We start from the raw sequence: 14,772 nt of genomic DNA on the forward strand, positions 1-14,772 counted from the left end.
TAAGTAATTCATTTCACTAACAAAACCTACAAAAAAGCGTCATTTACGCCAGATAAATTACTATTAGCCTGCACACTATTACTAAAGAATACTCAACTTTATTTTTGCCTATCTTATGATAACTACAAATATAATTTATCATTTATGGGAGGTGTTATGCCTTATTCAGCGACATTATCAGTCAACACCTTACTTAATAAAGCAGTAAGGACACTAAACCTTACGTCTTTAGCTCAAGAAAAACGTCAGCATTCATCTGTTAACTCATCAAATAACTCCTTAGAGAATGTTGAAAAAGAGCCATTACAGATAAATACTTTGCAAATAAGCACTGACGATAGGCAATCCTGCATTGATAGCGAGCCCCTATCTATTAGAGATAAAGTACTGCATCACAATTTGCTGACGACTTATCAGCCCCATTTGCTGCACTATGCAATGAAAAGTATCGGTCTCTTGCCAGAAACAGTATTAGACAGCTTGGTTGGTTATCTAGATGGACCAACGGCTAAGCAATATGAACATGTTGATGCGCACCTGCGCTTGATTCTGGCGGTGAATAGTAAGCTTAAAACTCCTTTACAGCTCTCAGAGATGGGCGAGCTGCGGAAACGCTTTGCTACTGATGCTGTTGCTATGCAAACGCCTAGAGTGTGGCAACAGGCAAGCTCTTCGTTATTTGACACGATAAAACCTTTTACCAAGAAAAATGAGCCTAGCGTCAATTGGGAAGATAAGACGATTGCCAACGCGGATGATGGTGATATGCTGATTCGTTGTTATCAAAAGCAAGTAAACGCAGCAGGCTTTAGTTTTAAAAAGAAAACCAAAATCAATCCTGATGAAACCGTTATGCTATTTTTCCATGGCGGTGGCTTTTGTATTGGCGACATCAACACCCATCACGAGTTTTGTCATGCCGTCTGTGAACGAACAGGATGGCCAGTGGTTAGTGTCGATTATCGCCTAGCGCCTGAACATCCTGCGCCTACGGGGTTAAGAGATTGTATTGCCGCTTATGCTTGGTTGGCGGATAATTGCTATAAATTCGGGGCATTAGCATCGCGTATTGTTTTGGCAGGAGATAGTGCAGGCGGCGGCTTATCAACCATGATTGCGCAACAAGTCATCACGCCGTCTGCAAAAGCATGGCAAGATTTAGGCGTTGATGGGCAAAAAACGTTTGAGATATTGCAGCGCCTGCCGCAGCCACTGGCACAAATGCCTTTATATCCCGTAACGGATATCGAAAATGATTATCCAAGCTGGGAGCTATACGGCGAAGGGTTATTGCTCGATCACGCCGATGTGGCGGTTTTTGATGCGGCTTGTTTAGAAAATAGTCCGCTGCCACGTCAACATATCTTGACGTCGCCTATGCTCGGTGACAATCGCCACATTTGCCCGACCTATGTCGTTGCAGCAGAATTGGACGTTTTACGTGATGAGGCGTTTGCGTATGCCAAGCAGTTAGAGGATTATGGTAGAGCTGTCCAAACTTATACGGTCTATGGTGCGCCGCATGGCTTTATTCATTTTATGAGCGTGCACCAAGGACTTGAGCAGCAAACCAATCATATTATCCATGGCTTTGCTGGCTTTGTACGTGACGTCATCAGTACACAAAATTTATTAGCAGCCTAAGAAATAGAATAGCCGTTATCACTAAAAAGTGAGGTTAGCGTTTAATAGGCAGTTCGAGATTTATTGCAACTAAATCGTCAAGGACATTAATATGATAAAGATAGTTTTTATGAATTCGGCTGACTGTTTAACGTAATGAGCCAAACTTCAGAACGTGAGCCTAAACGAAAAGGTATGCCCCAAAATCCATAACCTGACGATACCACAAAGTGACCTTTACCGATTTTTTCGTAGCCGTAGCCCAAGCGATTAATCGCCTTTACAATAAAATTGGCTGGAAATATTTGCCCATTATGGGTGTGTCCTGAAACCTGTAAATCAATCGACAACTGACTATGCGCCATAATATCGCTCGGTCGGTGATCTAATAAAATTACTGGCTCAGTAGTATTCACTTGTTTGAGCAATTCGGCCGTCGCTACCCTCTGCCGTTTATGATTATCAAAACGTCCAACAAGCCAAATCGGCTGGCCTTGATGCGACAGACAAGTCGCTTCATCGTTGAGTAACTGCACGCCAGCAGCTTGTAAAGCTTCACTAATTGGCTGCTCGTGACCGTACAAATCGTGATTACCTAACGTCGCATAGACACCGTAGCGCAGACTATTCACCAGCTTTGCCAAATCTTCTGCCATATGGTATTGAGCAAACGCCTCAGTGTTGTCATCCATAATATCGCCTGGCATCAACAATATGTCTGCTTGATAGCTCTGCACAATGTCATTGAGCCGTTCGATAGATTTATTGCCAAATAAACGGCCCAAATGCAAATCACTGGCTACTGCAATACGCAGCGAGTAATTTAGCGGCTTATTAATCTTAATAGACAACTCGCGCACCGCCGGCACGTAAGCGTTATACAGCGTATAGCTAAATAGGCCTATAAAGAAAACTAGGGCGAAAATGCGTAAGCCAATACTAATTACGTCTGTATCATAAAAAGTAGGAATACCCAAAGCATGTAAAAGCCAAAAACCACCATATAATAGACTGCTCAATAGCGCCGTTAGTAGCATAAAATGCATCACCATCATCCAAGCACTTATCCAGCGATAGCTATTGGCAAATGATTTTGTGACGCTAAGCAGCAAAAGAACATTGGTAGCCGCAAAGACAGCAATCCAAGTGTTTTGTATTAATAAAGGCGTGCTCCAAGGCTGTAGCCACCATTCTAGACTGCACGCTGCGCCAAAACTAAACAGCTGCAGCAGGACAATAATAGTGATAATAAATGCGTAGCGCATGAAAATTCCTAGCGAGATAATATTTTGATAAAGCGTTTGCTGGGTTGTGGCGGTATTTATAAATTAGCGGATTATAGCGACTGCTTTTTCAATACTTGTGAGCGCTGGGATGACTACTATTGCGCCGACTGCAAGGTAATCATCCATATCTCAGAGCGCGTGCCAAGCCTAAAGGGTACTGCGCCAATACCATAGCCAGAAGTCACCAAAAACTGCGTGCCCTCACTGTACTTTGCCCCATAAACCAGCGGCGTAAACCACTTTAGTAATATCGTTAAAGGAAATATCTGCCCGCCATGCGTATGCCCTGACAGGTGCAAATCGATTGGCAAACCCTTTATTTGTTCTAAGTCAGCAGGGCTGTGCTCTAAAAATACCACCGGCTTATCCGCCCTCACTTCACTAAGCAACTCTATCGCAGCCGGACGTGCGGGATCTGTCTCATCTGAACGCCCTATCAGCAAGACTGAATCGTCTAACCAAATGCTTTTATTGTCAATTACCTGTATCCCCGCGCGTTCAACGGCCTTGGCAATTGCCACTTCGTTACCAGAATAATCGTGATTGCCTAAAGTGGCATAGACACCGAGCGGCGCTGTCAATTTTGATAAGTGCGCATGCATATTGGTTTTATCATAAGCGTCAGTAGAATCATTCATGACGTCGCCTGCGATGACCACGACATCAGGATTCTGGGCATCAATCAGCTTGACCAGCTTATCAATCTGCCGATTGCCAAACCATCTACCCAAATGCGTATCAGACACCAAAGCAATTTGCAGCGGCCGCTTAAGTGGCTTATCTGTCGTGACGTTTAGACGATGGACGACTGGTGAGTAGGCATTAAATACCGCCAAGCCCACAATGCCAATATAAGTTATCGCTGCAACGGCACGTATAAGTTTTGGCCGGAGTTTTTGTTTAAGAATATAAACATAGACCAAGGCAATAACCGCAGTTATTAATGCGGCATAAAACATAAAGCCTTGTAAAATGCCGACAACCAGATAGACATGAAAGCGCTCGCGCCAAAATTCACTCAAGCCGTAGAGCAGAAAAACATTGTTGATAATAAAAATACTTAAAAACAAACCGGCTTTAGCTAAGCGCTGTTTTGGTTGAAAGAACCAGTAAAATATCACGCTACTCATCAGGGCGAGCAGCTGGGTAAGAATGATAAAAGGCCACATGATAAAATTGAATCAGACAAAGACGGGCTTATAGTACGCCAATATTCTTACCTGTTGTAGACAGCATGATGGTTTATTGAAACTTTATAGAACTAGAAATATAAAGCACTTAGTAATTTAACGTTATTTTTAAATCAATGCTTCAAAAACGTTGTTTTAAATCCATTGTTTCACATGAAACATACCTCTAAAAACTCACCCTTGCTGCTCCAGTGCATGCTCTAAAGCTGTGTGTTCAAATTCAAAACCTGCGTCCAGTAGCGCTTGTGGCAGCACCTTTTGCCCATCAATCAACAAGGTCGACATCTCACCAAACATCAGCTTTAATAAAAATGCTGGTAAAGTAAAAAATGTCGGACGATGTAGCCATGCGCCAAGCGTTTTAGTAAAAGTATGATTGGTCACAGGATTGGGTTCGGTCAAGTTATAAACCAGCGCTGGCGTAGCGTTTGCTGTTGTTAGAGTATTATCAATACTATTCACTTGCTGTCTCTGACTACTAAGATGTTGCTCAATGATAAATATCACCGCTCTTACCCAATCGGTACGACTGATCCAGCTCATAATTTGCTTACCGTCACCCAATTGACCACCGACACCCATTTTAAACGGCGTTAATAATTTACTGACCATACCGCCCTTAGGATGGATAACCACGCCAGTGCGTACGATAGCCACAGGGACACCGTGATCGGTAGCCTTTAGCGCCAACTGTTCCCAGTCGTCACAGAGTTTATGCGAAAACTCAGCGTTAAAACCACTGCTTTCTGTCAAAGACTTATCACCTTGAGGACCATACCAGCCAATCGCTGAACCGCTAACCAATAGCTTAGGTTTGCTACTACTACGCGCAATAAAATCCAGTATCGCCTCAGTAGGTTTGATACGGCTGGCAAGCAACTGCTCTTTACGCGCGTCACTCCAACGTTTATCAGCAATCCCTGCGCCTGCTAGATTCAAAATAACATCAAAGCTTTTATCTGACTTCACCAGCTCATCATAGGTCATCATTTTAATATCATTAGGATGCGCCTGCTTACTATCGCGCGTCAGCCACGTAATCTGCACTTTTTTATCATCTTTTTGATAGCGCTTAATGATTGCTTCACTAAACGCGCTACCTAAAAATCCCGAGCCGCCACTGATTAGAATATTCATACCCTACTCCCTGTATACATTATTTTCGTTGCTATTATTTAGTAAAACTTAATCTATTGTAACCATCGTCTACTTTTTTAGCGCTGATATCAAAATGACTTTTACATGCTTTTGGTAAAGCAATGCAGCCCGCAATGGCTGAGTTAATGCCGCCAAACAGCCCAACGATACCCATAAAAGCCAATAACACGCTAACTTCTATCCATGAGTTGATGCCTAAATATAAGACGATTGCACCCATATAAATATCTGAGGTTATGAACCCTACTAAAAATGTTGTGCGTATACTTTTATTATCCTTGCGCCATAGCTTTTGGCTGGCGATGATAATACCCGTTAGTAAGGCAGGGATAAAACCCAATAAGCTGACGTATAGCAATGGCTGATACCCAATTTGGACAAAATTGGCCTCTTGGAAGATAAACAATAGAGCCAGCTCGGCAATCAATCCGCCAACCACGCTACCAATACCTGCAAACAAAGTAATCACGGTTAAATGAGGGTAAGTTCTCAAATTATTATTCATTATATTTCTCCTATTTATATAAGTCGTTCATTGAGTATAAATAGGAGGCTCGCAAAGCCAGTGAAGGTACTATAGAAAATTAGTGGATGTTTATTTAAAAATATGGTTTTAATTTATGCTCTTGGTAAGGTAAATAATCCTATTAAATATCCGCTCGCACTTTCAATTAATGTAGCAAAGATACAAGCAGCGAGTGAAAAATTGATGTCGCTAAACCCTATGATCAATAAAGTACAAATAACCGTCGATATTGCACCGATGATAGCTGACTGTGATAAACCTTTATGGTTACGGTATAGCTTAAAATGCGCAACTAAACAACCAGTCAATGTTGCAGGAATTAGGCCGACAATAAAACCAAAAAATGCAAAGCTAGATATTGTTAATAGAGCTAGCACTATTGAACGCACTATATTTTGCAAAACAGCATTTTGTAAGACAGCTTGCAGAACAATAAACATAGCGACTACCAATCCTATTAAGCCGCCACCGATAGCTCCACCGAAGAATAAATATGCTCCTATAACACTTGATTTTGAATAGTTTTCACTACTTTCATTAGCGTCTAAACTCATAACGATACCCTTAGAAAAGCCAACTTATCCGATAATTATCCTAAGCAAAACGCTTACGAATAGGACAGTCACTATCATTATTACTTTGGTATTTTGCTTTTATTTTATGCCAGTGATGATTAATAAAATCTACGACGTTAGCCATCGTTGGCAATACGCGCGCTTCGGTTAGATGAGGTACTTCTGCATCTAAACGCTTGGAGAGCTGTGGTAAATGATTAGACGGCACAGCAGGAAATAAATGATGCTCGACGTGATAAAGTAGATTAAAGGTCAGAAAATTGACCAATAGATTACGCTCGGTGCGAGCAACCGTCTCATCACAATCATGGTGCACGCCCCACACCGCAATAATACCGACGCTGGCATTGGCCAACATCATGGTCAGTATGTGATACATAAATACTTGCGCTGACATTGCAATGGCAGGAACGGCGATAGGAAATACACTCAGCACGAGCGCAGTCGCAATAACCAAAGCAATCAAACCAAACTCTAAATACGCGATACGCTGATTACGACGACTGCTCAGACGTAAGCCTTGACGATAAATACTTAACCGATACGTGACACCGCCGAGCATCGCTTGCCACCATGACACTTTTGCCAGACTGCCCTCAATGTCACTATCGCCCAACGGGTTACGATGATGCTCCATGTGAGTGGCGCGAATGCTATGCAAACTGGTGATCAAGAGCACGCTAAGCAATAATAATATGCCGGTGGTCGTGCGTTTGCCTGTACCCAAACTATGATGATAACCATCGTGAGCTTGACGGAACGCCGCCGCAAAAAACAAATAAGACGCGCCGCACGCTAAGACATACCATGATTGGCTGGCAAACCACCATGACAGTAATAAAAATGGATAAGGCAAAATAACGTTGTAAGCAATTTGACCTCGAGTTAACGAACGCAAATCCTGCCACTTCACTACATTGATAGCATTTTTGATGGCTGTATTTTTATTAGCCTGTGCGTTATTCGCTTTCATATGACACATCCATTTATTGTTAATATGAAATGAGCTAGTGATAATAGTTAATGAGAATAGCTAGTTAGAGACATTACATTAATTTCTGTCTAAACAGAAATAATGAGGTAAATTTTTTATTTTAAATAATACTTCTTACTCCTAGCGTAAGACCTTTTTAATACTAGCGCCCAATTTCAATATTTTTTTAAGCGCACTCGTCGGCAATCTAAGCATCTCTGAAGACCAAGTGGTTACGGTATCAACAAATTCTTGGGTTTCACGGATACGAGCTTTTACCTCACTATTCTCATGTTCAAATTCAGGGCTGTCCATCAGCTGTTGTAAAAACTGTACCGTTGGTTCCAATTCGCGTTTTTGACGTTCAACGACAATGATACGTGCCAGCTCCCAAACGTCGGTATTGGTAGTGAAATGATCACGACGATCCCCTAATATCGAGACCTTTTGTACTAGACCCCAGTGCTGTAGCTCTTTGATACTGTTTGAGACGTTAGAGCGTGCGACTCCAAGTGTGTCTGTAATTTCTTCAGCATTAAGCGGTTTACCGATGATAAATAACAACGCGTGTATCTGTGACATGGTGCGATTAACGCCCCACTGCGAGCCCATTTCGCCCCAATGTAAGATAAACTTTTCGGTCACAGGATTTAGTTTCATAATGACTATCTACTCACTATCTTGAATAATTCGGTTATCTTAATAACTCATACTGCGCTATTCTTTAATTTCTGTCAATAGTGAAATTAAAGAATATACTTTACTATTTAATTAGTTATTTTACTTAACGAACGATTAAACCAGTGGTTGCATCGCGAATTTGGCTGGGTAAGGTATAACCTAATGTCTCAGCCTGCAAATATTTAATACGCTCACCAAAATAATCATAGGCTTCAGAAAAATTCATGGCAGGCGGCTCACCTGATGGGTTACAGCTAGTGGAAACCAGCAGCCCAAATGGGTTATGAGCACTAACCAATTGTTCGCATAGCTGAGCGATAACAGGATGAGCAATGACTCTCACTGCTACTGTCTGGTGTTGCCCTGTTATCCAAGAAGGAAGGGTATTAGCAAGCGGCTGCGGAATAGGCAGTAGCCAGGTATGCGCTTGCTTACCTTGCAAATTATCATCAGCATTATCTGTCTGCCAGCTCTCGATGATTTGTTGGCGCTGACTTCCATCTAAAGCGTCTAGTAAGGGCGTTAAACGTTCCGCACTATCCGTAATGACAATCATACCTTTGGCTTGTGGTCGCTGCTTGATGGTCAAAATATGCTGTACGGCAGCTTTATCATAAGCATCACAGCCGATACCCCAAACGCTTTCGGTCGGATATGCAAGCAGCTGACCTTGTTGTAGCCAATGCGCAGCTTCGATGACAGAATCGGTGATAAGAGCTTTAGATGTAGACATAGCGGAATAAGAAAAAAAGTATGAAGGGGTATAATACAACTTAAACGATGGGTAAAACAGCAGGTTTAAAGATTTCTTAAAATCGCGTTTTGATTAATAATAAAACTACACGCGCAAATAACGCCCACCTTGTACACTAATGACCCCTAATAACTCCAGCTCCATAAGTTGCCCAATCAATTGCGCGGCCGACATATCAGTAGTATTTAACAACGCATCTAAATCCTGCCCATGCCAATCAAGTGGCTCATAAATGAGCGCTAAATGCTCAGGAATAACACTAGTATGGGAAGAAGGTTTGAGGTTAGATTGTGGCGATTGATTAATACTTTTGGTAGAGAGCTTCTCTGTATTTAGAGAATTGGTACTTTGGCTAAGAGTTGCCCGCTCAATACTAGACTCTGCATTAGATGACGGCTGATAGGTATGCGCTCTATAGTCCAACTGATTATTAATATCTTCAAGGACGTGCTGCGGATGATAAATCAACGTTGCACCTTCACGTATTAAATGATGGCAGCCTTCGGCATTACTATTATCAATATGGCTTGGAATGGCAAAAACTTGTTTACCTTGCTCGGAGGTTAGGCGCGCAGTAATCAGTGAGCCGCTTTGAATGGTCGCTTCAGTGACAATGGTCGCGAGGCTAAGTCCTGCAACTAGACGATTACGGCGCGGAAAAGTGTGTTTGTGCGGCTGCGTGTGCGGTAGTAACTCACTGACGATACAGCCGCCTTGATCAATAATCTGACTAAATAATTTATCATGATGATTGGGGTAATTGACATCAATCCCCGTCCCCATCACGCCAACCGTACGGCCTTGATATTCGGCATCAGACTGAGCTAAAGCACCTAAATGGGCGCGCTTATCGACACCCAGCGCAAGACCGCTAGTGATAATATAACCAGCTTGCGCTAAGTATTGCGCCATATCAAAGGTGATTTTTTGCGCGTGGGCGGTGGGTTTGCGACTACCAACGATGGCGATTTGCGCTTGCTGCAAACGCGCTTTATCACCGCGGTAAAATAACAATGGTGGTGGGTCGTATATTTCTAGCAGCTGCGCTGGATAGTCAGGCTGGTCAGCAAATAAAAGACCGTATTTTCCGTCTAACAATGCTTGCTGGATTTTATCGATAGTAGTGAGCGTTTGTTCTGGCTGCTCATGACGCTTAAGATGGGTACTATGAATGCCCAATTGACGCCATGCCTCTACTTTAGCATTCCAAGCAAGCCCTGCCGTGCCAAAGTTAGAGATGAGTTTATGGTATGCTGATAATGACGCATTCACTTCAGTCCACAGCGCCAAAACGGCACGCTGCTCGGCGGATAAAAGAGAAGTGACTGCGGTCATAATCATCTAGCTCATTTAGTTTAAGTTAAACTTTTAGCTCAAAGAATAAGTATTGTACTTATTAGAGATATTGAACTTATTATAGATACGGCGGTGGTAACAGCTGATCACCGACATTAAGCGGTAGCTCAGAATCAAGCACATACGCATAGCTGATATTATCAAAGGTATTAAACACCATTACCATACCAGTAGGCTCGCTTGGTAAACGGACTGGCGTGTCATTATCCTTGATATCGCGTATGACCGCGCCTTTTTGAAAAACGGTCAATACATCTCCAGGTTTGGCACCGTGTGCGCTGCCCAAATTGATAGCAACGACGCTGCCCTTAGCCGCTGAGCTAATAGAATCCATCACGCGAACAATCATACCGCCGCGATTAACGGTTGCTGGCGTTGGATAAAATACTGGCGGTATTGAATTATTTAGCTCCACAAAAACGCGGTCGCCTTCACGGACTTCTTTGCCATAGCTGTCGATAAGCTGCAAGCTGGTCACGCCATTGGTTTCGGTAGACGTCACTAACCCAGTTGCGACTTGCGTGACTTCTAAACCGATAACTTTTTGTGTTTTAGGCTCGACATATTTTTCGCCTTCACGGTAAATACCGTAACGCTGGCCAACGATAAGTGGTACGCCTTTGGCATAGACTTTATCGCCACTAGCGGTAATTAAATTGCCTTTTTTTGAGGCTAAAATGTATGGGGTGGTATTAAAATCTGCTGGATTAACAATGATGGTCTTGTCGAGCCAATGCTGAATAGCAGACCACGGAATAGGGGGAATACTATTAGCAGTAGAGGTCACCGTGACTGAGCTGGCAACCACATTACCAGTCAATTGTTTTTCAACTCCTGCGCAACCTTCGCCGGTATCGACCCCGACCAAGGTTTTACCTTGAATCACGCATAGAATAAGAACGTCGTTAGGATAAATAAGGTTGGGGTTTTTGATTTGCTTATTGGTCGCCCAAATCTCTTTCCAGCGCCAAGGACTATCGAGATAACGCCCTGAGATATCCCATAAGGTATCGCCTTTTTTGACGATATAGCGATTGGGCGCATCAGCCTTAATAGTAGGCGGTGGATTATTAGCGTGGGCAGTGGTCAGTGGTCAGTGGTCAGTGGTCAGTGGTCAGTGGTCAGTGGTCAGTGGTCAGTGGTCAGCAGCATTGCACCACTAAATGTCGTCAGTAATAGTGCTTTTGCTATCTTCTTTAAGCTCATCTTCATTTTTATATCCACAATATGTAGCGCTATTAGCGTCGAATCTGGTCTACTTAAGTCTATTACTTAGGTTCAAAATTCCATTCTAGTCATTAAGTAACGATTAGAAAATAAAAGTATAAAAGGCTTAAGTATCACCATCATAAAGCCTCTAGAGCAGCTGTTCAGTGTTGTCGACTGATATGATTGACGGGTTTGATTGCTAAAAAAGCGCCGAGCATAATGATGACTCGCCGACGCTGTTTCTAATATTACAATTATATCTACCATAACACAATCATAAACACTTTATTACAATAGCGTAACCTTTAATTGGATATTAATTTCAATGAATACTTTATATAAATAAGCTGCCTAGGTAAGATTTGGCGTCACGTGCTGACGGATTTGCTCAGCGACCAGCTCAGCTTTGTTATCTAGCACCACCACATGCTGCGGTAAGTCCTCTAAGCCTTCGGTATGAGCAGGGCGAGTAATCTCTATGTGACCAATAGCTTCGACAATTGTATCGGCAAACTTAACTGGTAATGCTGTTTCGGCACAAACTATCACTTCACCTTCGCGCTGTAATTCTTTAGCAACTTTAATACCGTCGGCTGTGTGTGGATCGACTAGCTCACCATGCTGCTCATAAAGCGCTTTAATGGTTTGCAAGCGGTCGCTATGGGTCGATTTGCCCGCAGCAAAGCCATAACGCGTATTGACCGCCTCCATCAAGTCAGACAAATCAAAACCTTGACCGGATTTCACCCCTTCAAATAACTCGCTGACACGGGCGCTGTCTTTGTCGAGTAGTAGATAGACAAAGCGCTCAAAGTTAGAGGCTTTAGAGATATCCATTGACGGGCTGGACGTTACGTAAGTTTTATCGGTCGGACGCGGCTGATAAGCACCTTGATTAAAGAAGTCGTTTAGTACATCGTTTTCATTGGTCGCGACGATTAAACGGTCAACTGGCAGTCCCATTTCGCGGGCAATATGACCGGCGCAAATATTACCAAAGTTACCTGATGGGACGCTAAAGCTGACTTTTTCATCGTTGCTCGTCGTAACGGCAAAATAGGCTTTAAAGTAATAAACGATTTGCGCAAGGATACGACCCCAGTTGATAGAGTTGACTGTACCGAGGTTATAAGCCGCTTTAAATTCGGCATCTTGTTGCAGCGCTTTGACAATATCTTGGCAATCATCAAACATACCGTCGATGGCGATATTATGGATATTATCATCGGTCAGACTATACATTTGCGCACGCTGGAATTCGCTCATTTTGCCGTGCGGTGACAGCATAAAGACTTCGATATTTTCTTTACCACGTAGGGCATATTCTGCTGCACTGCCGGTGTCACCGCTGGTTGCACCAATGATGGTAATACGCGCGTCTTTTCTTTTCAGTACGTATTCAAAGGCATTGCCCAAGAACTGCATGGCAACGTCTTTAAATGCCAATGTTGGACCGTTTGATAGTCCTAAAATATATAAATTATCTTCAAGCTTACGGACAGGAACAATCTCATCAGAACCAAATACCTCGGTGGTATAAGTACGCTCGATGATATCTTGCAAATCAGCGGCAGGAATATCAGTGGCAAAGCGCTGCATAATCGCCATGGCAAGCTGTGGATAGCTGAGCGTGCGCCACTCATCAAGAGTCCTGCTATCAATGTTTGGATAGTGCTCAGGCAGCATTAAACCGCCATCTGGCGCAAGACCCATCAATAGCACATCACTAAAATCCATCGGCGCTGTCTGACCACGGGTACTGATATATTTCATTAGATTGTCCTGTCTATAATGAGGTTATTCAATATTTAAAACGGTTTATTCAGCAGTTTTATGCCATTGTCTTATGAAGCAACGCATAATAAAACCCATCACCACTCTCGCTATCAATGGGCAAGCACTGACGACCGATTGCTTGCGCGATGCCCCAACTGCAATATTCGGTAAACTCAATCGCTACCGCATCATTATGATGACTGATAAAATCCTGCATTTGCTCGACGTTTTCTTGCTTTAAGATAGAGCAGGTCACATACAATAGATAACCACCCGCTTTCAATTGTGGCCATAAATTATGCAAAATATCCGCTTGTAATAATGCAGTTTGCTCAACGTCTTCTTCGGTACGCAAAATACTGATATCAGGATGACGGCGAATCACGCCTGTCGCAGTACAAGGAGAATCGAGTAATATTGCATCAAATACCGGCTCATTGGTAGCCGCTTTTTTATTTTTCCCATGCTGCCATCTGGTGGCATCAGCACAGACAATATTCAGTGCGACACTTTTCTCTGCTTGCTGCAAATCGTACTGACTTAAATTTAAGCGCTGTAAGTTCTCACGAATACGCTCAATACGCGGCGCTTCATTATCGATAGCTGTTACCTTGATATCAGTTATTACTGGTGTCGATTTAGCATCATCTTGTTTCACGTGAAACAACGATGATTCGTTATTAGCGCTTATGAGCTCTAACCAGTGAGCCAATTTACCACCGGGTGCCGCGCAAGCATCTAAGATATGCAGCTCATTATTATTGGCTTCTGAATCAATGTCTGTATTAGATTTATCAGTGCTTATTTTAGCCATTAACGCTTTATTAATAATCGGAGCAGCAAGTTGAGCATGCATGTCTTGTACGCTGGCAACTCCAAAAGCAAAATCAGGCAAAGCGTTTACGGCTGTGCTTTGATGTAGCCGGAGACCTTTGGTGGATAGCGTTGTTGCTATAGCTGTATCTGATGAGTTCGGTAAATTAAAACCAGTCGTTAGCTCAACGATGTCTGCATCAATTTCTGCCCCATCAAGTGTTTTCTGATAATCCTCTACTGAGCTAACCGCTGAGTTTACGCGTAAAAACATCGGTGCTGCATGGCGCAAACCTTGCATCAGCTCGTCATACTGCTCGCCCCAGTCCTGCTTAAGCTGATAAGCAAGCCAGTTCGGCAGACTGTGCTTTTTATCACATTTTTTACGAAATTTGCTAGGATTCTTAGCGACTTTACGCAAGATAGCGTTAATCAAACCTGTTGCATGGGCAAAATCAATCTCTTTTGCCGCTTCAACCGTTTCATGAATCGCTGCATGGTCCGCCACTTCTAAATACAGCAATTGCGCTAAGCCCACTTGAATAGTCGTACGAACTTCGACCTCATCGATAGGATTGTCTGCTAGCGTATCGAGCAAACGCGCCAGCGCGTACCACTGACGCAGTGTCGCCAGTAGTAAGGCATGTGCAAAGCCTTTATCGCCGTCGTGCAGACTGTTGAGTAACGGGTCAAGGACGCTGGCAAGTGATTGGCCATTTTGAATGGCCAATAAAGTGCGAATCACCCGGACACGGACGCTACCATTCATAATAAGGTTGCTTGACGGTTTGAGCTTATTATTTCTTGGTGCAGTGCTGGTTTGTCTCATTAAATTGAATTTCCTTGACGTCT

The 14,772-nt window shown here is 43.0% G+C and carries 14 protein-coding genes; 2 read left to right on the plus strand and 12 right to left on the minus strand.

Going from position 1 to position 14,772, the window contains the following annotated elements; translation table 11 throughout:
• Positions 1–156: 156 nt before the first annotated feature.
• Entirely contained in the window at positions 157–1,644 is a 1,488-nt protein-coding gene (locus H9653_RS04700; RefSeq protein ID WP_191690821.1) for an alpha/beta hydrolase, read from the plus strand.
• Between the two features lie 107 nt (positions 1,645–1,751).
• On the opposite strand, the gene H9653_RS04705 is transcribed toward H9653_RS04700, so the two are convergent.
• The 10 genes from H9653_RS04705 to H9653_RS04750 all read right to left on the minus strand — a co-directional run bounded on the left by H9653_RS04705 (position 1,752) and on the right by H9653_RS04750 (position 11,212).
• Positions 1,752–2,888 carry a metallophosphoesterase gene (locus tag H9653_RS04705; protein ID WP_191690823.1) on the minus strand — a complete coding sequence of 379 codons (1,137 nt, stop codon included), beginning with the start codon at positions 2,886–2,888 and terminating at the stop codon, positions 1,752–1,754.
• Between the two features lie 116 nt (positions 2,889–3,004).
• Positions 3,005–4,078 carry a metallophosphoesterase gene (locus H9653_RS04710; protein ID WP_191690825.1) on the minus strand — a complete coding sequence of 358 codons (1,074 nt, stop codon included), beginning with the start codon at positions 4,076–4,078 and terminating at the stop codon, positions 3,005–3,007.
• A 195-nt stretch (positions 4,079–4,273) separates the two neighbouring features.
• Entirely contained in the window at positions 4,274–5,236 is a 963-nt protein-coding gene (locus tag H9653_RS04715; protein ID WP_191690827.1) for a TIGR01777 family oxidoreductase, read from the minus strand.
• A gap of 34 nt (positions 5,237–5,270) precedes the next feature.
• Positions 5,271–5,762 (minus strand): hypothetical protein, encoded by a 492-nt coding sequence (locus H9653_RS04720; RefSeq protein WP_191690829.1) that lies wholly within the window; start codon positions 5,760–5,762, stop codon positions 5,271–5,273.
• 113 nt (positions 5,763–5,875) lie between these two features.
• On the minus strand, positions 5,876–6,337 hold the full coding sequence (locus tag H9653_RS04725; protein WP_191690831.1) for a hypothetical protein: 462 nt from the start codon (positions 6,335–6,337) through the stop codon (positions 5,876–5,878).
• Between the two features lie 40 nt (positions 6,338–6,377).
• Positions 6,378–7,331 (minus strand): fatty acid desaturase family protein, encoded by a 954-nt coding sequence (locus H9653_RS04730; RefSeq protein WP_191690833.1) that lies wholly within the window; start codon positions 7,329–7,331, stop codon positions 6,378–6,380.
• A 141-nt stretch (positions 7,332–7,472) separates the two neighbouring features.
• The gene (locus H9653_RS04735; protein ID WP_191690835.1) at positions 7,473–7,991 is read right to left on the minus strand and encodes a GbsR/MarR family transcriptional regulator; all 519 of its coding nucleotides are present in this window, start codon (positions 7,989–7,991) and stop codon (positions 7,473–7,475) included.
• Positions 7,992–8,115: 124 nt separating this feature from the next.
• Positions 8,116–8,745, minus strand: a complete 630-nt coding sequence (locus tag H9653_RS04740) for an L-threonylcarbamoyladenylate synthase (RefSeq protein WP_191690837.1) — start codon at positions 8,743–8,745, stop codon at positions 8,116–8,118.
• A gap of 105 nt (positions 8,746–8,850) precedes the next feature.
• Entirely contained in the window at positions 8,851–10,101 is a 1,251-nt protein-coding gene (dprA, locus tag H9653_RS04745; RefSeq protein WP_191690839.1) for a DNA-processing protein DprA, read from the minus strand.
• 79 nt (positions 10,102–10,180) lie between these two features.
• Positions 10,181–11,212, minus strand: a complete 1,032-nt coding sequence (locus H9653_RS04750) for a LysM peptidoglycan-binding domain-containing protein (protein ID WP_225211615.1) — start codon at positions 11,210–11,212, stop codon at positions 10,181–10,183.
• Between H9653_RS04750 and H9653_RS12605 the strand changes: the two genes are divergently transcribed.
• Positions 11,157–11,285 carry a hypothetical protein gene (locus H9653_RS12605; protein ID WP_263612365.1) on the plus strand — a complete coding sequence of 43 codons (129 nt, stop codon included), beginning with the start codon at positions 11,157–11,159 and terminating at the stop codon, positions 11,283–11,285. The genes H9653_RS04750 and H9653_RS12605 overlap by 56 nt on opposite strands.
• A gap of 397 nt (positions 11,286–11,682) precedes the next feature.
• On the opposite strand, the gene thrC is transcribed toward H9653_RS12605, so the two are convergent.
• Both thrC and H9653_RS04760 read right to left on the minus strand, forming a co-directional pair.
• Positions 11,683–13,104, minus strand: a complete 1,422-nt coding sequence (gene thrC / locus H9653_RS04755) for a threonine synthase (protein ID WP_191690841.1) — start codon at positions 13,102–13,104, stop codon at positions 11,683–11,685.
• Between the two features lie 58 nt (positions 13,105–13,162).
• A complete protein-coding gene (locus H9653_RS04760; RefSeq protein WP_191690842.1) occupies positions 13,163–14,749 on the minus strand; it encodes a transcription antitermination factor NusB in 1,587 nt (528 codons plus the stop codon).
• Positions 14,750–14,772: the final 23 nt, after the last annotated feature.

The sequence above is a fragment of the Psychrobacter communis genome (genome assembly GCF_014836505.1).
GTDB lineage: Bacteria > Pseudomonadota > Gammaproteobacteria > Pseudomonadales > Moraxellaceae > Psychrobacter > Psychrobacter faecalis.